17 protein-coding genes are annotated in these 17,049 nt (G+C 69.7%); 6 read left to right on the top strand and 11 right to left on the bottom strand.

What is annotated here, in order from left to right; all coding sequences use genetic code 11:
• The first annotated feature begins 9 nt into the window (after positions 1-9).
• The 3 genes from YWY_RS0117180 to YWY_RS22605 are packed head-to-tail and all read left to right on the top strand — an operon-like array spanning position 10 to position 2,759.
• Positions 10-1,155: an acyl-CoA dehydrogenase family protein gene (locus YWY_RS0117180; RefSeq protein WP_028848621.1), complete on the top strand. Its 1,146-nt coding sequence runs from the start codon at positions 10-12 to the stop codon at positions 1,153-1,155.
• Between the two features lie 9 nt (positions 1,156-1,164).
• The gene (locus YWY_RS0117175; protein ID WP_028848620.1) at positions 1,165-1,905 is read left to right on the top strand and encodes a GntR family transcriptional regulator; all 741 of its coding nucleotides are present in this window, start codon (positions 1,165-1,167) and stop codon (positions 1,903-1,905) included.
• A 50-nt stretch (positions 1,906-1,955) separates the two neighbouring features.
• Positions 1,956-2,759 (top strand): hypothetical protein, encoded by an 804-nt coding sequence (locus tag YWY_RS22605; protein ID WP_051310380.1) that lies wholly within the window; start codon positions 1,956-1,958, stop codon positions 2,757-2,759.
• A 39-nt stretch (positions 2,760-2,798) separates the two neighbouring features.
• On the opposite strand, the gene YWY_RS0117165 is transcribed toward YWY_RS22605, so the two are convergent.
• The 11 genes from YWY_RS0117165 to YWY_RS22585 all read right to left on the bottom strand — a co-directional run bounded on the left by YWY_RS0117165 (position 2,799) and on the right by YWY_RS22585 (position 14,289).
• Positions 2,799-3,542 carry an MBL fold metallo-hydrolase gene (locus YWY_RS0117165; RefSeq protein WP_028848619.1) on the bottom strand — a complete coding sequence of 248 codons (744 nt, stop codon included), beginning with the start codon at positions 3,540-3,542 and terminating at the stop codon, positions 2,799-2,801.
• Positions 3,543-3,661: 119 nt separating this feature from the next.
• Positions 3,662-5,299 (bottom strand): AMP-binding protein, encoded by a 1,638-nt coding sequence (locus YWY_RS0117160; protein WP_028848618.1) that lies wholly within the window; start codon positions 5,297-5,299, stop codon positions 3,662-3,664.
• A gap of 238 nt (positions 5,300-5,537) precedes the next feature.
• Positions 5,538-6,431, bottom strand: a complete 894-nt coding sequence (locus tag YWY_RS0117155) for a fumarylacetoacetate hydrolase family protein (protein ID WP_028848617.1) — start codon at positions 6,429-6,431, stop codon at positions 5,538-5,540.
• The gene (locus tag YWY_RS0117150) at positions 6,428-6,835 is read right to left on the bottom strand and encodes a RidA family protein (protein ID WP_028848616.1); all 408 of its coding nucleotides are present in this window, start codon (positions 6,833-6,835) and stop codon (positions 6,428-6,430) included. The genes YWY_RS0117155 and YWY_RS0117150 overlap by 4 nt, the downstream gene beginning before the upstream one ends.
• 59 nt (positions 6,836-6,894) lie before the next feature.
• Positions 6,895-7,434: a cupin domain-containing protein gene (locus YWY_RS24735; protein WP_084609336.1), complete on the bottom strand. Its 540-nt coding sequence runs from the start codon at positions 7,432-7,434 to the stop codon at positions 6,895-6,897.
• Positions 7,431-8,165, bottom strand: a complete 735-nt coding sequence (locus YWY_RS24455) for a cupin domain-containing protein (protein WP_211227648.1) — start codon at positions 8,163-8,165, stop codon at positions 7,431-7,433. Before YWY_RS24455 ends, YWY_RS24735 begins: the two co-directional genes overlap by 4 nt.
• A complete protein-coding gene (locus YWY_RS0117135; RefSeq protein ID WP_028848614.1) occupies positions 8,162-9,790 on the bottom strand; it encodes an FAD-dependent monooxygenase in 1,629 nt (542 codons plus the stop codon). The genes YWY_RS24455 and YWY_RS0117135 overlap by 4 nt, the downstream gene beginning before the upstream one ends.
• Positions 9,787-10,524, bottom strand: coding sequence for an SDR family NAD(P)-dependent oxidoreductase (locus YWY_RS0117130; protein WP_028848613.1), 738 nt, complete (start codon positions 10,522-10,524; stop codon positions 9,787-9,789). The genes YWY_RS0117135 and YWY_RS0117130 overlap by 4 nt, the downstream gene beginning before the upstream one ends.
• Positions 10,521-12,113, bottom strand: coding sequence for a phytoene desaturase family protein (locus tag YWY_RS0117125; protein WP_028848612.1), 1,593 nt, complete (start codon positions 12,111-12,113; stop codon positions 10,521-10,523). The genes YWY_RS0117130 and YWY_RS0117125 overlap by 4 nt, the downstream gene beginning before the upstream one ends.
• Positions 12,110-13,183, bottom strand: a complete 1,074-nt coding sequence (locus YWY_RS22590) for an Ldh family oxidoreductase (RefSeq protein ID WP_038045488.1) — start codon at positions 13,181-13,183, stop codon at positions 12,110-12,112. Before YWY_RS22590 ends, YWY_RS0117125 begins: the two co-directional genes overlap by 4 nt.
• A 68-nt stretch (positions 13,184-13,251) precedes the next feature.
• Positions 13,252-14,289 (bottom strand): AraC family transcriptional regulator, encoded by a 1,038-nt coding sequence (locus YWY_RS22585; RefSeq protein ID WP_051310379.1) that lies wholly within the window; start codon positions 14,287-14,289, stop codon positions 13,252-13,254.
• A gap of 173 nt (positions 14,290-14,462) precedes the next feature.
• Here YWY_RS22585 and YWY_RS0117110 point away from each other — a divergent pair, with 173 nt between their 5' ends.
• The 3 genes from YWY_RS0117110 to YWY_RS24320 are packed head-to-tail and all read left to right on the top strand — an operon-like array spanning position 14,463 to position 17,038.
• On the top strand, positions 14,463-15,260 hold the full coding sequence (locus YWY_RS0117110; protein ID WP_028848611.1) for an SDR family oxidoreductase: 798 nt from the start codon (positions 14,463-14,465) through the stop codon (positions 15,258-15,260).
• Positions 15,261-15,263: 3 nt separating this feature from the next.
• Positions 15,264-16,496 carry a styrene monooxygenase/indole monooxygenase family protein gene (locus YWY_RS0117105; protein WP_028848610.1) on the top strand — a complete coding sequence of 411 codons (1,233 nt, stop codon included), beginning with the start codon at positions 15,264-15,266 and terminating at the stop codon, positions 16,494-16,496.
• A 23-nt stretch (positions 16,497-16,519) separates the two neighbouring features.
• Positions 16,520-17,038, top strand: a complete 519-nt coding sequence (locus YWY_RS24320; RefSeq protein ID WP_028848609.1) for a flavin reductase family protein — start codon at positions 16,520-16,522, stop codon at positions 17,036-17,038.
• Positions 17,039-17,049: the final 11 nt, after the last annotated feature.

Genomic DNA, 17,049 nt, shown 5'->3' with positions numbered 1-17,049 from the left:
GAGGACACCATGCTGAACGAGGAAGAGCAGTTCATCGTCGACACCGTCCGGGAGTTCGTCGACCGGGACGTCAGACCGGTGGCACGCGAGCTGGAGCACAGCAACACCTACCCGGAAGAGCTGATCGAGCAGATGAAGCAGCTCGGCATCTTCGGGCTGATGGTGCCCCCGCCGTACGGGGAGGTGGCGGTGTCCACCCCGTGCTTCGCGGCGATCACCGAACAGCTGGCCAGGGGGTGGATGAGCCTGGCAGGGGCGATGGGCGGGCACAGCGTGGTGTCCAAGCTGATCGCGCGGTACGGCACCGAGGAGCAGAAGCAGCGCTACCTGCCCAGGATGGCCACCGGCGAGCTGCGCGCCACCATGGCGCTGACCGAACCCGGGGGCGGCTCCGACCTGCAAGCGATGACCACGGTGGCGCGGCGGGACGGCGACCACTACGTGATCAACGGCGCCAAGACCTGGATCTCCAACGCGCGCCGGTCCAAGCTCATCGCGCTGCTGTGCAAGACCGACCCGGAGGCCACCCCGCGCTACCGCGGCATCAGCATCCTGCTGGTCGAACACGGCCCGGGGCTGACCGTCTCCCGCGACCTGCCCAAGCTCGGCTACAAGGGTGTGGAGAGCTGCGAGCTGCACTTCGACGACTACCGGGCGCCCGTCGACGCGGTGCTCGGCGGCGTGGAGGGCAAGGGCTTCGGTCAGATGATGAACGGCCTGGAGACCGGCCGGATCCAGGTGGCTTCCCGGGCGCTGGGCGTGGCGCGCGCCGCGTTGGACGATGCGATGCGCTACGCCCAGGAACGGGAAACGTTCGGCAAGCCCATCTGGAAGCACCAGACGATCGGCAACTACCTGGCCGACATGGCCACCCAGTACACCGCGGCCCGTCAGCTGGTCATGTTCGCCGCGCAGCGGCACGACACCGGCCAACGCTGCGACATGGAAGCCGGCATGGCCAAGTTGTTCGCCTCCGAGGTGGCGATGCAGATCGCGCTCAACGCGGTGCGCATCCACGGCGGGTACGGGTACTCGACCGAGTTCGACGTCGAACGGTACTTCCGCGACGCGCCGCTGATGATCGTCGGGGAAGGCACCAACGAAATCCAGCGCACGGTGATCGCCGAACAACTCATGGCGCGCGGCCTGCCATAGAGTCGGGTCATGACCGCCCGCCCAGAAGCGGCCTACGCCCGCCTGTCCCGCGCCCTGCGCGAGGACATCCTGCGCGGCCGCTACGACGGTGACACGCGACTGCCCACCGAGGCCGAACTGGCCGCCAAGCACAAGGTGAGCCGCCAGACGGTCCGGCGCGCGTTCCACGACCTGGTGTCCGAGGGCCTGGTGCGCCGGATCCCCGGCCGCGGCACCTACGTCGCCAAGCGCAGCGGCGAGTACTTGCGGCAGTTCGGCTCGGTGGAGGACCTGCTGGCCCTGTCGGAGGACACCGAACTCGTCGTGCTCTCCCCGCTCCGTCGGCTGGTGGACGTGGAAGCCGCCGGCAGGCTGCGGCTGAGCACCGACGCGGTGTACCGGACGTCCTTCCGGCGCGTCCACCAGGACGAGCCGTTCTGCCTGACCACGGTGTGGCTGCCGCCGGACATCGGTGAACGGCTCGCCGACCTGCCGGAACTGCGGGAGACCGGGGCGGTCAGTGACGCCACCGTCATCGGCCTGATCGACAAGCACGCCACGCGGCCGATCGCCGAGGCGGAGCAGAGCATCACCGCCGTGGCGGCGTCCGACACGGTCAGTGAGCAGCTGGGTTGTTCGCCGAACGAACCGCTGCTGCGCGTCGACCGGATGTACCTGGACACCGAGGGCGTCCCGGTGGAGCTGGCGGTGAGCTACTTCCACCCGGAGCACTACTCGTATCGGGTACGGCTGCGACGCAGTTCGGCGTGACACGCTCGCCCGGCCGTGGTCGCCGCCCATGTTGTGTCACCCTGGCTCGCATGAGCTCGGACCGCATGCCGGAGCGCTACCGGGACGACCCGGCCACGCCGGTCCCGGCCGACATCCCGACCGGCACGCTTTTCGCGGCCTTGTACGCGGACAGCCCCGTCGAGGTGGGCCCTGTTCCGGAAGGTCAGCAGGACCACTTCTCGCTCTTCGTCGCGTACTCGGCGGCGATGGGGTGGCTGAGCGACGACGACCACCGTGGGTTGTGGAGCATGAACGACGCGGGCGGTCCACGCTCCGGCGGTGACAAGCGTCTGTGCGCGTGGTTTCAGGTGGGGATCAGCCAGGTCCCGGCGAGCCGGCCGCTGCCTGTTCAGCCCTTCCTGCAGTGCACAGGCACCGTCAATGCTCGACTGGGCGGGCCGCCTGCCGCCGAAGTCCTGCTCCTTCTTCCGGTGCAGTGCCTGGGCACGCGCTCGCGGCACGCGGTCCCGGCGATGCGAACGGTGGGCTGGTTCGAGGCGGTGCCGCCCGAGGCACGGGTGTCTGCCGAGGTCCAGGTCTCGATCGGCCGGGCCGGGTCACGCGAAGCCCTGAACGCGGCCGTCGCGGACTTCCTGCACCTGGACCAGCCGGTGCTGACGTCACCGACGACAGCCGCTCCGAGCGCGGCGCCCACCCCGCCGTTCGACGACACGTTCTGGGACGGCCCGGCAACCACGACGAGTGCCCTGCACGGCACCCTGGTCTCCTGGGAGCCGGTGACCTTGGGCTGGGTGGCCCAGGCGCTGGCCGAATGCGCGGCGGCCAACGACCTCGGCGGGTCCCTGCTCGTCACGTTCCTCCGCCGCCAGTGATCCGCCAGTGATCACTGCACCCCGGCGAAAGCCGAGGGGTCAAGGGACAGTGACACGCAGGCCGATCGTGGCCACGTCGATCGGTCCGGCGAAGCTTGCGGACGCTGCCTGCAGCGCTTCCATGTCGTCGACTTCCGGCATCAGGTGGGTCAGCACCACCCGCCGCACGTCGGCGATCGCGGCGAGCTCCCCCGCCTGGCGGGCGCTGAGCAGCGTGCCGCGCGTGTCTTCGGGCACTTCCTCGGCGTAGCTGGAGTCGATGATCAACACGTCCGCGTCTCGGGCCAGGGTGGCCAAGTGCGGGCTCGGCCCGGTGTCGCCGGTGAAAGCCAGCACCACGCCGTCGGCTTCCAGCCGCACGCCGGCGTTCGGCTTCGAGTGCGGCAACAGCCACGTGCGGGCCCGGAACGGACCGATCGTCAGCGACTCGCCCGGCTCGAAGTCATGGCGAACGTAGCCGGGATCGAGCATGCCCGGGCGATCCAATGCCAGCACCACGTCCAAAGCCCCGCGCGGTGCAGACAGCGGCAGCGGTGGCACCGGGTCGTCACGCAAGACCCGGGCGCGCAGCAGCGGGTTCAGGTCCGCGCAATGATCCGGATGACCGTGCGAGACGTAAACGGCGTCGACGTCCTCGGCCTTCGCCCACCGCTGCAGCTGCGGGAACGTGGCGTAGCCGGGGTCGAGCAGCAAGCGGTAGCCGGCATGCTCGACCAGGTAGCCGCTGCATGCCTGACCGGGACCGGGCCATGCGCCCGTCCCACCCAGCACCGTCAGCCGCACGATCGCGCAGCCTAGTCACCCTGTCCAGCCCCCGGCCACTTCACTTCGCCGAGCACGGCCAACGCCGCCGCGGCCTGGTTGCCGCGGCGGCACCCGTCGCAGTCCTGGTGATCCGGCGGCTAGTTCTTGTCCTGGTCCAGGCCCAGAATCTGCACGGCCATCTCGCGCATCTCGACCTTGCGCACCTTCCCGGTGACCGTCATCGGGAACTGGTCGACGACGTGCACGTAGCGCGGGATCTTGTAGTGGGCCAGCTTGCCCTGGCAGAACTCGCGCAGCTTCTCCGCGGTCAGTTCCTCCGCCCCTTCGCGCAGGATCACCCACGCCATCAGCTCTTCGCCGTACTTCTCGTCCGGGACGCCGATCACCTGGACGTCCTGGATGTCCGGGTGGGTGTAGAGGAACTCCTCGATCTCGCGCGGGTAGATGTTCTCGCCGCCGCGGATCACCATGTCCTTGATCCGGCCGGTGATCTGCACGTACCCGTCCTCGTCCATCACCGCGAGGTCACCGGTGTGCATCCAGCGCGCCGAGTCGATCGCCTCTGCGGTCTTGTCCGGCTGCTCCCAGTACCCGAGCATCACCGAGTAGCCGCGGGTGCACAGCTCGCCCGGCTGGCCGCGGGGCACGGTCAGGCCGGTCTCCGGGTCGATGATCTTCACCTCCAGGTGCGGGTGCACCCGGCCGACCGTGGACACCCGGCGATCCAGCGAGTCGTCCTTGCGGGTCTGGGTGGACACCGGCGAGGTCTCCGTCATCCCGTAGCAGATGGTCACCTCGGTCATGCCCATCCGCTCGATGACCTGCTTCATCACCTCCACCGGGCACGGCGAGCCCGCCATGATGCCGGTGCGCAGGCTGGACAGGTCGTGCTCCTCGAACGTGGGGTCGGCCAGCTCCGCGATGAACATGGTCGGCACCCCGTACAGCGACGTGCACTTCTCGGCGGCCACCGCCTTCAGCGTGGCCGTCGGGTCGAATCCGGGCGCCGGGATGACCATGCAGGCGCCGTGGCTGGTCGCCGCCAGGTTGCCCATGACCATGCCGAAGCAGTGGTAGAAGGGCACCGGGATGCAGATCCGGTCCTGCTCGGTGTACGAGCACAGCTCGCCCACGAAGAAGCCGTTGTTGAGGATGTTGTGGTGGCTGAGCGTGGCACCCTTCGGGAAGCCGGTCGTGCCCGACGTGTACTGGATGTTGATCGGGTCGTCGGCGGACAGCTTGATCTGGTCCAGCGTCGAAGGGTCGCCCGCCTTGCCCGTGTCGAGCAGGTCGTCCCAGTCCTGGGAGTCGAACAGGACCACGTCGGTCAGCTTGGGGCAGTCGGGGCGCGCTTCGCCGATCATCGCGGCGTAGTCGGACGTCTTGAACGACTGCGCCGAGATCAGCATCTTGATGCCCGCCTGATTGAGTACGTAGGTGAGCTCGTGCACCCGGTAGGCGGGGTTGATGTTGACCAGGATCGCGCCGAGCTTCGCGGTGGCGTACTGCACCAGGGTCCACTCCGCCCGGTTCGGTGACCAGATGCCCACCCGGTCGCCTTTGCCGATGCCGCGCGCGGCCAGCCCGAGGGCCACCACGTTCACGTCGTCGGCGAATTCCCGATAGGTCCAGCGCCGCCCCGATGCGCAGTCGACCATCGCCTCCCGGTCGGGGAACGTGGCGACGGTGCGATCCAGGTTCTCGCCGATGGTGTCGCCGAGCAGGGGAACGTCGGAGGTTCCGGAGCTGTAGCTGAGCTGGGCAGGGACCGCCATTGGCTTCCTCCTCACGCGTCGCTGCGGGTGCCCCGAGTCTGGCACCGGTGAGCGGCGAACTGAATACCGTTGCGAATGACGCACCTGGCCGGGCCACGCACTCGGGCGAACGACGCGCACCGTTTGCCGGGCACTGCCCCCACCACCATGCGAGTGCCGACGGCTCCGGCCGAGCCGGCTCTCCGGAGACGACGGCATCCGGCCGCGTACTGCCGTCGGCCTCGCAGCCGAAGCGGTGTCAGCCCTGGTAGCTGCTGAGATCCCGCTCGACCACCCGGTTCCTGAGCACACCGAGTCCGCTGACCTCGGTGACGATGTCGTCGCCCGGCTTCAGGAACACCTGAGGGGTGCGCGCATTGCCCACGCCGGGTGGTGTCCCGGTGAGGATCACGTCCCCGGCGTGCAGCGTCATCCCCCAGCTCAGCTCGGCGATGATCCGCTCGAACGAGAACGCCACCTGCCGCGTGGACGCCTCCTGCAGCACCTCCCCGTTCACCGTGCAGCGGACCGTCAGGTCATACGGGTCGGCGACCTCGTCGACGGTGGTGATCCACGGCCCGAGCGGCATCGTGCCGTCCAGGCTCTTGCCCTTCAACCACTGGCCGCCGTGCCTGCGTTGCAGATCGCGCTGCGAGACGTCGTTGGCCACGCACAGGCCGAACACGTGCTCCCAGGCCTTCTCCTCCGGGATGGACCGCCCGGTCCTGCCGATCACCAGCGCCACTTCGGCCTCGTAGTCCCACTTCGCCGACACCGCCGCGTCGTAGGCGATGTCGTCGCCAGGGCCGATGACCGTGTCCGGTCCTTTGGTGAAGAAGGTCGGGTGTTTCGGCCGCTCGGCCGGGTCCTGCCCGTCCCGCCTTCCCTTCGATTCCTCGAAGTGATCCCAGTAGTTCCAGCCGGTGCACAGGATGTCGCGGTTGAACCTGTGCAGCGGAGCGCCCAGCCGGACGTCATCGAGCGCGCGGCGTTCCGCACTGCCGAGCTCACGCCGGACCGACTCCATGGCCTCGGGTCCGCCACGCACCACGTCGTCCAGCGTCCGGTCACTCGGCAGCACCGCGATCGTGGCGTCGTCCTCCACGACACCCAGCCGCGGCCGGCCGGCCACCACGACCGTTGCCAGCTTCACCGCGACCCCTCTTCCGGCAGCACGGCGATCGCGTTCATCTCGATCAGGTAGTCCTTGTTCACGAACTTGGACACCTCGACCATCGTCGACGCCGGCGGAACGCCCTTGAAGTACTGCATGCGCACCTCGTGGATGGCCGCGAAGTCCTCCATGTTCCGCACGTAGACGTCCACCCGCACGATGTCGTCCAGCGTCCCCCCGGCGGCCCGGACCGCCGCGTCCAGGTTCTGACAGACCTGATGCGTCTGCGCGGTGATGTCACCGACGCCGGTCACTCCCCCGGCGGCGTTGCGCGCGGTCATCCCGGAGATGAACACCAGCCGTCCCGCGGGGACCGTGATCGCCTGGGCGAAGTGGCCGTTGGGCTGGGCGAGTTCCGGTGAAACGACTTCCTGCTTGAACAAATCGCTCTCCTATCGGCAGGTGCTGACGTTGCTGAGCGGGCCTGCGGCCAGATACCGGCCTACCGGGCGTCGTCGGGGCTGGCGTACCAGTCGGGCTGGGTCGGGTAATGCGGGCCGTCGTAGATCTCCAGCAGGATCGACTCCTCCTCGGCCCTGGTCGGCCCGTGCAGGCTGCCCTTGGGGTTCCAGTAGAACGAGCCGGGGGTGAGGGTGATCTTGGTCGGCAGATACGTGTAGCGGCCGGACAGACAGAACATGAACTGGTTCGAGGCGTGCGCGTGCCGGGAGGGAATGCCCGCGCCCTTCTCGAACCGCACCAGCGCGATCGAGGCACCGGTCTCGTCGTTGCGCCACAGCATCTTCTGGGACAACCCGGCCAGCGTCTTCTCCACCCAGTCCAGGTCCTGGGTCTGCAGCAGGATCTCGCGGAAGCGGCCCCACTGCTCGCCGTCCGGCCCGGTCTCGGTGTGCTCACGGGACCGGTCCGGCGCCTCGCCGGAATACCTGGCGAGGTCGGAGACGTTGTTCGCCCACTCCTCCTCGCTGACGCCTTCCGGCCGCGGCGGCCGGGGCACGACCTGTCCGGTCGACGTGGTCATCGGTTCTCCCCCAAGTACTTCAGTTCGATCAGGCGGCTGCGGTAGCGCCGGTTGCCGGTGTTGACCAGCGCTTGCACGTCCCCGGGCTCGTGGTAGCTCACCGCGCCGTCTTCCTCGGTCCGGCTGGTGCCCTGCTCGGTGAGGCGATCGACGCGGATGTCCGAGCCCTCCAGGGTCACCACGACGTACGGGTTGATGTGCCGGTGCCAGGTCAGCGTGGCGCCGGGATCGAGCACGATCTCCCAGACCCGCACCATGTCGGCCTCGAACACCACGTGGTGCCCCACCGGCCCGGTCTCGGTCTGCCTGCCGTCCGGGGTGGTGATGGTCTCCGGCCCGGGCCGCTCGGGATTCGGCACCAGCTTGGGCCGGACGTCGCCGACCGCATGCTCACCGAGGTCGCGCAACTCGACCAGCCGGTTCCGGTAGAACGTGGTGCCGATGTTGGTGAGCATGTGGATCGGCGAGACGTTCTGGTAGACGATGCCGCCGACGTACTCGCTGACGTAGCGGGGCGGGGCGCCGTCCAGCCAGTCCATCCGGCACGGCGACGCCTGGATGTTGACCACCAGGTACGGGTTGTGGTGCAGGTGCCACGGCTGCGTCTCGCCCGGCGCCAGCGCGACCTCCCACAGCCGCACCCGGTCGTTCTCCAACAGCATCTTCTGCCCGATCTCGCCCAGCACGACCTGTGTGCCGTCGGGGGCTTGCACGGTGGTTCCGGCTGTCATGCCAGCGCTCCTTCCCTGGTGCGGCGTCCGGTGATACGTGCGTAGGCGTCGGCGACGGGATCCTGCTGCGGATCGGCCGGGTCGAACGCGGCGATGGCGGCGACGTGGCCGTCCGGGCGCACCAGCACGGCGGTGTCCGGCGGGACACCGATGCGGCGGGTGGCCCGCTCACCCGGGTCGAACAGCGCGATGTCGCGCAGCCCGGAGTTCAGCGGGGCGTCCCAGCGGCTGATCACGTAGCGGCGCAGTCCTGGCTCGGCGCCCTCCGGCAGCCGCGGCCTGCGCCGTGCGTCGGTGAAGTACAGCGCCACGAACGCGTCCGCACACAGGTCGTGCAGGTAGACCTCGCCATCGGGGCCGAAAACCCGCACGTCGGGGATGCGATCTCCAGCGCGGACCGGCCGCGGCGAGTCGCCGTGGACGATCATCGACCAGTCACCGGAGCCGTCGATGTCGAGCCGGACGCCGAGCAGCGAGCGGGTGACTGCGACGCCCCAGCCGCCACCGGCCATGGCCGCCATGCCGTCGTCCCGCCGGTCCATGTAGGCGCGGGCGGCTTCGGCCATTTCCCCTGCGCCGCGGATGGCGACCGGCGCTTGCTCGCGTTCGTAGCCGTCCAGCAAGGACTCGTCGGCCCAGCCGCGCAACACCCAGGCGAGCCGCCAGGGCAGGTTGGAGGCGTCCAGCACCCCGGTGTTCAACCCCAGCGCCCACATCGGCGTGATGAGGTGGGCGGCGTCGCCCATCAGGAAGATGCGGCCCACCCGCCAGCGATCGGCGACCCGGTGATGGACCGTGTAGACGTTGGTGCCCAGCACGCGCAGCCCGGTCACGTCGCCGATGAACCGCTTCGCCTTCGCGGTTAGCTCGGCCTCGTCCGGCTCCGGGCGGCCCGGGTCGAGCGGGTACAGGAACCGCCAGCAGTGCGGCTGGCGCACCAGGATCATCCACTCGGACGGATCGCCGAAGTACGCCAGGTACGGGTAGTCGCGCGGGTTCGTCACGTCCAGGTCGACTTCCAGGTCGACCAGCATGTAGCGCTGCTCCAGCGTCCGGCCCTCGACCGTGATGCCGAGCTTTTCCCTGGTCTGCGACCGTCCGCCGTCACAGGCCAGCAGGTACCGGGCCTTCACCCGCTGTTCGCCGTCCGGTGTGTCCAGCAGCAGTTCGACGTGGTCGTCGTGCTGCACGAAGTCGGTCACCCGGTGCCGCATGCGCAGCACGCCGGGCGCGAGCATGTCCAGCCGGTCCCGCAGCACCGGCTCCAGGTGGTGCTGCGGGATGTTGATGACGAACGGGAAGCGGGTGTCGTCGGACAACGTCCCGGTGCGCACGCTCTCCCTGGACTGGTTGGTCGCGCGGTCCAGATCGCCGATCTCGTCGATGCGCAGCGAAGCCCCCAGCACCGCGTCGACGGCGCCGTAGCGGTGCAAGACCTCCAAGGTCCTGGTGAGGATCGTCCCGGCCTTGGTGTCCAGCGACAGCTGCTCGTCTTCCTCGAACACCGTCACCGGGACGCCGTAGTGGACCAGGCCCAGCGCGGTGATCAACCCGACCGGCCCGCCGCCGACCACGGCGACCGGCAACACGTCCTCGCTGCTCGTCGGATGGGTCCCTTGCGTCATGCCACTGCCTCCTGGCTGAAGGCGCGCTCGCGGGTCAGCACGGAGCCGGTCATGGTGGCGGCGTCGGACAGCAGGAACAGCAGCGGCCCCACGACGTCCTCCGGCTTGCCGATCCCGGTGGTGGCCTCCCAGTGCTCGCGCTGGCCACCGGGCGGATTCGCGGCGCGGAACTGCGGGGTGTCGATCACCCCGGGGAAGATCGTGTTGACCCGTACGCCGTAGTCGGCGACCTCGGCGGCCAGCGACTTGGCGAACGGGATCAGCGCTCCTTTGCTCGCCGCATACGCCGCCGCCCTGGCGTGGCCGGCGTTGGCCAGGCCGGAGGAGAACACCACGATCGCCCCGGACCGGCGGGCGATCATGCCGGGCAGTACGGCTTGGCAGCACCACACCACCCCGTCCAGGTTCACCGCCAGCGTTTCCCGCCAGGTGTGCGGGTCCAGGCCGACCACGTCGCAGCGCGGCTGGATCGCCGCCCCGGCCACCAGGGCGTCGATCCGGCCGTGGCGGTGCAGCACGGCGTCCACCGCGTCGACGACCGCATCGCGGTCGGAAACGTCCACCCGGACCTGCTCGATGCGGTCGAACTGGTCGAGCCGGTCGGAGCGCGCGACGTCGAAGACCACCGCCGTGCCACCGCGCTCGGCGAAGGCCCGCGCCGTGGCCTCGCCGATGCCGTTGGCGCCGCCGGTCACGACGAGCACCTCACCGTGCGCGTCGAAGGTCGATTTCATGGTTGTCTCCTGCGAAGACGGCGATTGATCAGGCGTTGTGCGACCAGGTGGCCGGAGCCGCCGCCGAGGCCGGGCCCGGGATGCGTGGCCGCGCCGATGTGCCACAGGCCGGGCAGCACGGCGTGCCTGCCCCCGGCGGGCGTCGGGCGCCACAGGAAGTTCTGGTCCAGCTCGGCCGACCCGCCGTAGGGATCACCGTGCACGGCGTTGACGTTGTAGGCGGCCAGGTCGGCGGGCGTCACCACGTCGATCGCGCGGACCTTCTGCTTCAGGTCGGGCGCGTGCGCGGCGACCCGGTCGAGCACGCGCTGCGCGAACGCGTCAGCCAGCTCCTTGCTCCACCCGCGGCCGACATCCACCTCGCCCGCCGCATCACCGGCCGGGGCGAACGGCACCTCCTGCAGCTGCAGCCACAGCGCCGCGGCGCCCTCGGGAACCCGCGTGCGATCCAGCACGTACTGCTGGCCGACCACCACGGTCGGCTTCGCAGGCAGCAGTCCCGCCTCCGCCTGGGCGCAGGCGATCCCGGTGCTTGCCGAACCGTCCGAGATGTGGATCAACGGGACTTCGCCGAGTTCCTCCTCGCGCCAGGACAACGGCGCGGAGAGGGCGACGTGGATCTGCATCGCGCCGCGCCCGTAGCGGTACCGCTCGGCCTCGTCGGCGAGCCGTGTCTCGACCGCCCCGGCCGGGAGCAGATCGCGCATCAACGCGGCCGGCGAGCAGGAAGCCAGCACCGCCCTGCGCGCGCGCACGACCTCGTTGCCCGCAACCACCCCCACCGCACGACCTCGCTCCAGCAGGATCCGCTGGACCTCGGTTCCGGTCCGGACGGTCACGCCGAGCTCGTCGAACAGCGTGCGGAACGCCTCGACGAAGCGGGCGGCGCCACCGGCCACCACGGGCAGTCCGAAACCGTGCATGGTGGCGGCGAAGACCGGGATCATCAGGCCGCCCGAAGCGTGATCGGGCGACAAGCCCGCGTGCAGCAGCCACGGCGACCACAGGTGATCCACCTCGGGACCGGCGAACTCGCGCCGGCAGTACGAGCGCCCGCTGGTCACCGCGTCGCGCAGCAGCTCACCGGCACGGGACCGGCCCACGGCGCGCAGCAGCTTCCACCCGGTGCGCAGCGTCGCCGGCGAGTGCAGCTCGGTGCTCATCACCGTGCCGAACTGCTCGGCGATCGCGCCGAAGGCATCGAGCTTGGCCAGGTAGGTGTCCCGGTCGCGGTCGTGGGTGAACCGCTCCGCGGTGGTCTTCGGGTCGCGGTGCGCCATGGTCACCCGACCGTCGTCGGCGACGCTCGCGGTCACCCAGCCGTCGGTGTTGCGGTACTCCAACCCGTGGCGGTGCAGATCGTCACCCAGCACCGCGTAAGCGGCGCCGGAGACGAACAACGGGTGCCACGACGAGTACGTGTCGTGGCGGTAGCCGGGCAGAGTGCGTTCCTCGGTCGCGATGAATCCGCCCAGCTCGTCGTTGCGCTCCACCAGCGTCACCGACCATCCGGCCTTCGCCAGCTCGGCCGTGGCGACCAGGCCGTTGATGCCGGAACCGATGACGATCGCGTCCACTTCGGTGCTCACCGGACACCTCCTGCGGGAGTCAGTTCGATGTCGACCCCCAGGTCACGGGCGACGTCGGTGAGCTGCTTGCGCACCGCAGGCTCCAGGCGAACGCCCTCGGTGCGCGCCCGCTGGTATCGCAGCGCTTCCGGCTCACCGGGCAGAAAGACACGCTCGACGCCGGGTGCGGCCGACGAGGCGGCGATGGCGTCGGCGAAGCGGCACATTCGCTCGGCGAACTCCCCGGGGTCGCCGAACGCGGTCGGGTCGAGCGCGAGAAAGAAATGTGCGCAGTCGTTCGGCACGCTCGTGTCGGCATACAGACCGGCCACCCCGGCGCCGAAGGCCCCACCGGAGAGCACCCCGGTCAGAACGTCGACGAAGACGGCGAGGCCGTACCCCTTGGGGCCGCCGATCGGCAGCAGCATGCCCGCCACCGCGGCGGCGGGGTCCGTGGTGGGTCTCCCTTCGGCGTCGGTGGCCCAGGTGTCGGGGATCGGCCTGCCTTCGGACGCCGCGAGGCGGATCTTGCCCAGCGCCACCTCGGACAACGCCATGTCCAGCACGATCGGCGGCCGGCCCGGGACCGGGACGGCAAGCGCGAGCGGATTGTTGCCGACCACCGGTTCGGCGCCGCCGGGGGCGGGCATCATCGGGCGGGTGTTGGCCGCGGCCAGGCCGATGCACCCCTGGTCGGCGGCCGCGAGCACGTAGCGGAACGCGCCGCCGAAGTGGAACGCGTGCCGTACGGCGACGGCACCGACGCCGAACCGGCGCGCCTTGTCCACCGCCAGTCGCATCGCCTGGTCACCGGTCAGCTGGCCGAGCGCGTGCTTGCCGTCCAGCGTGGCGACGGCGCCGAAGTCGGAGATCACCTCCGCTTGCTCCGCCATGCTCACCGAGCCTTTGCGCAGGCGCTCGACGTACATCGGGACGAGCATCGCGCCGTGCGAGGGGATGCCGCGGCAGTCGGCGTCCACCAGCGCCTCGGCGACCGTGCGCGCGGCACGCTCGCTCAGGCCGGCGGCCACGAAGATCCGGCGGATCGACTCGATCAGCTCGCCGACCGGAACCGTCTGCTGTTCGGTCACCGGCTCTCCCGCTCCTCGATCACTGCCTGTGTGTGGTCAGCCACCGTAGGAGCGGGATCTTCGCGGAACTATCCGTTCCGCGAGCCGACTATCCGGGGTGATCCGCGCAGCGTGGTGGACGGCGTCTCGCCGAACCGCTTGCGGTACTGCACCGAGAACCGGCCCGCGTGCAGGAACCCCCACCGCATGGCCACTTCGGTGACGTTGGTCTGTGTCGGGTCGGACACCTCCAGCTCGGCGCGCACCCGCCGCAGGCGCACCTCGCGCAAGTAGTTCATCGGCGTGGTGTCGAGGAACCGCCGGAACCCTTCCTGCAGCGCACGCACGCTGAGGCCGACCGCCTCGGCGATGTCCTCGACGGTCAGCGGCTCGGCGGCGTGTTCCTCGATCAGCTCGGCGGCCCGCCGGATGACCTTCGGTGCGCTGGTGGTCGGCTCGCGGTGCAGCGCGGCACTGTAGTTGTTGGGCTGCGCCAGCAGCAGCTGGCTGAACAGCAGCCGCTGCAGCTCGGTCATCGCCAACGGCTCGGACGGCAGCGCCCCGCCGGTGTTCACCTCGTGCCGCAGCAGCTCGACGACCCGGCGCCAGGACCGCACCGCCTGCTGGGTCATGTCCATGCCGAGGTCGAACCGCAGCGGCTGGGTGAGCGGTTGGCCGAGCATCTTGCTCAGGTGGGTCTCCAGCGCCTGCCGGTCGATCCACAGGATGAGCTGCGGATTCCCCTCGCCCCAGCGCATCACCAGCTCACGGTCGGGGTCGGGCACCGAAGCCACCGTGCGGTCGGAGATCACCGAGTCGTTGCCACAGGTGATCTCCGCACAGCCGTCCAACGGCATCTGGATCAGGAAGAAGTCCTCCAGCTGCTTCGGCGCGATGCGAACTTCCGCACCGTAGTCGAGATAGTGCAGGCCCACCTGGCCCAGCCGCACCGAGTGGAATCGCACGTCGAGGGAGCGGTGGCCGTTCAGCGGCAGGAGCTGGTGCGCGCAGAAGGCGCGGGCCACCTGCTCGCGCGCCTCGTCGACGTCCCGAGTGCGGATACGGTCACCCTGCGCCAGCGGCGCCGCGGCTGATCGGGGTTCGTCACCTTCCCGGTCTTCGGCCATGTGCTCACCTCCATCCTCGCCGTCGCGTGCTCACTATGCTGCAGATCACGTTGCATACGCGAGACCAGCAGCGATATTGCTTCGTATTCCGCACAGTCGGTTCGTCTCACGGATAGTGAGTGGCACCGCCCGGCCGTACCGTCTCGCACCAACCCGAGACCCCGGGAGGTGCGATGGGACGACTCTCCGGCAAGAGGGCCGTGGTCACCGGCGGTGCCACGCTCATCGGGCAGGCCGTGGTGCGCACACTGCACCGCGAAGGCGCCCGGGTGGCGATCGCCGACATCGACGAGGCAGGCGCGAAAGCGGTCGCCACCGAGTGCGGCCCGGACGTGCTGGCCATCCCCACGGACATCACCGACGACGACGCGATCGCCCGGTGCGTGACCGAAACCGTCGACCGCTTCGGCGGCATCGACATCCTGGTGAACCTGGCCTGTTCCTACGTCGACGACGGCGCGGACTCCACTCGTCAGCAATGGGCCGAGGCGCTGGACGTCAACGTGATCAGCGCGGCCATGTTCGCCAAAGCGGTTCGCCCGCACATGGTCGCGGCAGGCGGCGGCGCGATCGTGAACTTCACGTCCATCTCGGCCAAGGTCGCGCAGACCGGACGCTGGCTGTATCCGGTGAGCAAGGCCGCGCTGGTGCAGCTGACCAGGAACATGGCGCTCGACCTGGCGCCGGACCGCATCCGGGTCAACTCGGTCAGCCCCGGGTGGACCTGGTCGAAGGTGATGGACACGCTCACCGGCGGCGACCGGGCCAAGACCGACCGGGTGGCCGCGCCGTTCCACGTCCTCGGCCGCGTCGGTGACCCGGAAGAGGTCGCCGAGGTCGTGGCCTTCCTCTGCTCGGACGCCGCCTCGTTCGTCACCGGGGCCGACTGGGCCGTCGACGGTGGCTACTCGGCGATGGGCCCGGAGCAGGCCGTCCCCACCATCCCTCAGCTGTCCGACCCGGAAAGGTAAGCCATGCGCAAGATCACCATCGTCGGAGCGGGCCAGTCCGGCCTGCAGCTGGCACTCGGCCTGCTGCACCACGGCTACGAGGTGACCGTGGTGTCCAACCGGACGCCGGAGGAGATCTACCACGGCAAGGTCATGTCCAGCCAGTGCATGTTCGGCGCCGCGCTGGCCCGCGAACGCCAGTACGGATTGAACTTCTGGGACGACGAGTGCCCGCCGGTGGAAGGCATCGGGTTCACCGTGCCGGACGGCAAGGGCGGCAAGGCCATCTCGTGGGCGTCCCGGCTCGACCTGCCCGCTCAGGCGGTCGATCAGCGGATCAAGTTCCCGCGCTGGATGAAAGAGGTGGAGCTGCGCGGCGGCAAGGTGGACATCGTCGACGCCGGCGTGGAACACCTGGAGTCCTACGCGCGCGAGTCCGACCTGGTGATCGTCGCCGCGGGCAAGGGAGAGATCGCCAAGCTGTTCGAGCGGGACGCCAAGCGCTCCACGTTCGACAAGCCGCAGCGGGCGCTGGCGCTCACCTACGTCAAGGGAATGGAGCCGCGCAAACCGTTCTCGGCGGTGTCGTTCAACATGATCCCCGGTGTCGGGGAGTACTTCGTGTTCCCGTCGCTGACCACCACCGGCCCGTGCGAAATCATGGTGTTCGAGGGCAGGCTCGGCGGGCCGATGGACTGCTGGCACGACGTCACCACGCCGGAACAGCACCTGGAGAAGTCGCTGTGGATCCTCAACGAGTTCCTGCCGTGGGAGGCGGAGCGGTGCCGCAACGTCGAGCTGACCGACGACAACGGCATCCTGGCCGGCCGGTTCCCGCCGACCATCCGTAAACCGGTCGTCGAGCTGCCGTCCGGGGCGCTGGTGCTCGGCATGGCCGACGTCGTGGTGCTCAACGACCCGATCACCGGCCAGGGCTCGAACAACGCCAGCAAGTGCGCTGCGTCGTATCTGGCCAGCATCCTCGAGCACGGTGACCGGCCGTTCGACCGGGAGTTCATGCAGACCGCCTTCGAGCGGTACTACGACTACGCCTACTACGTGGCGACCTGGACCAACGCCCTGCTGGGCGACCCGCCGCAGCACGTGCTGGAGCTGCTCGGCGCGGCGGGCAAGTACCCGCAGATCGCCCGCCGGTTCGTCAACGGCTTCGACGACCCGCGCGACTTCTTCCACTGGTTCATGGACCCGGACAAGGCCAAGGCCTACCTGGACGCCGTTACCGGCGCTGCGGCCTGACCCTGTTCCCCTTCGGAGTGACCATGACGAGCACGTTGCCCAAGCAGCCCGTGACCGCATTCGACTCCCGCGAGCTGCGGAAGGCACTGGGCCGCTACGCCACCGGCGTCACCGTGATCACTGCGCGGGCGCCGGAGGGGCGCCGCATCGGCGTCACCGCGAACTCGTTCACCTCGGTGTCGCTGGATCCGCCGCTGGTGGCGTGGTGCCCGGCCAAGAGCGCGCCCAGCCTGCCCGCACTCAGACAGTCGACGCACTTCGCGGTCAACGTCCTGGCCGCCGACCAGCACCACCTGTCGAGACAGTTCGCCACCCCGGCGCCGGACAAGTTCGCCGGGGTGACCACCACCGAGGGGCTGGGTGGCGCGCCGTTGATCGAGGGTGCGCTGGCCCGGTTCGAGTGCCGGACGGTCCGCTGGGTCGACGCCGGCGACCACGTGATCTGCCTCGGCCATGTGGAGCGGTTCGACACCTCCGACGGCGAACCGCTGGTGTTCCACGCCGGCGCCTACCACGTGGCCACTCCCCATCCCGACGTGTGAAGGCGGTCCGA

This window comes from Thermocrispum agreste DSM 44070 (assembly GCF_000427905.1).
Taxonomy (GTDB): domain Bacteria; phylum Actinomycetota; class Actinomycetes; order Mycobacteriales; family Pseudonocardiaceae; genus Thermocrispum; species Thermocrispum agreste.
The sequence above is the reverse complement of the archived record's forward strand: the minus strand, read 5'-3'. Positions and strand labels throughout refer to the sequence as shown.

Coding starts and splice junctions, on each gene's coding strand:
- YWY_RS24735 (WP_084609336.1), bottom strand. CDS start 7,434: ATGACCACGTCGACCGGACAGGTCGTGCCCCGGCCGCCGCGGCCGGAA.
- YWY_RS0117160 (WP_028848618.1), bottom strand. CDS start 5,299: ATGGCGGTCCCTGCCCAGCTCAGCTACAGCTCCGGAACCTCCGACGTT.
- YWY_RS24320 (WP_028848609.1), top strand. CDS start 16,520: ATGACGAGCACGTTGCCCAAGCAGCCCGTGACCGCATTCGACTCCCGC.
- YWY_RS0117135 (WP_028848614.1), bottom strand. CDS start 9,790: ATGACGCAAGGGACCCATCCGACGAGCAGCGAGGACGTGTTGCCGGTC.
- YWY_RS0117105 (WP_028848610.1), top strand. CDS start 15,264: ATGCGCAAGATCACCATCGTCGGAGCGGGCCAGTCCGGCCTGCAGCTG.
- YWY_RS0117180 (WP_028848621.1), top strand. CDS start 10: ATGCTGAACGAGGAAGAGCAGTTCATCGTCGACACCGTCCGGGAGTTC.
- YWY_RS22585 (WP_051310379.1), bottom strand. CDS start 14,289: ATGGCCGAAGACCGGGAAGGTGACGAACCCCGATCAGCCGCGGCGCCG.
- YWY_RS0117175 (WP_028848620.1), top strand. CDS start 1,165: ATGACCGCCCGCCCAGAAGCGGCCTACGCCCGCCTGTCCCGCGCCCTG.
- YWY_RS24455 (WP_211227648.1), bottom strand. CDS start 8,165: ATGACAGCCGGAACCACCGTGCAAGCCCCCGACGGCACACAGGTCGTG.
- YWY_RS0117130 (WP_028848613.1), bottom strand. CDS start 10,524: ATGAAATCGACCTTCGACGCGCACGGTGAGGTGCTCGTCGTGACCGGC.
- YWY_RS0117110 (WP_028848611.1), top strand. CDS start 14,463: ATGGGACGACTCTCCGGCAAGAGGGCCGTGGTCACCGGCGGTGCCACG.
- YWY_RS22605 (WP_051310380.1), top strand. CDS start 1,956: ATGAGCTCGGACCGCATGCCGGAGCGCTACCGGGACGACCCGGCCACG.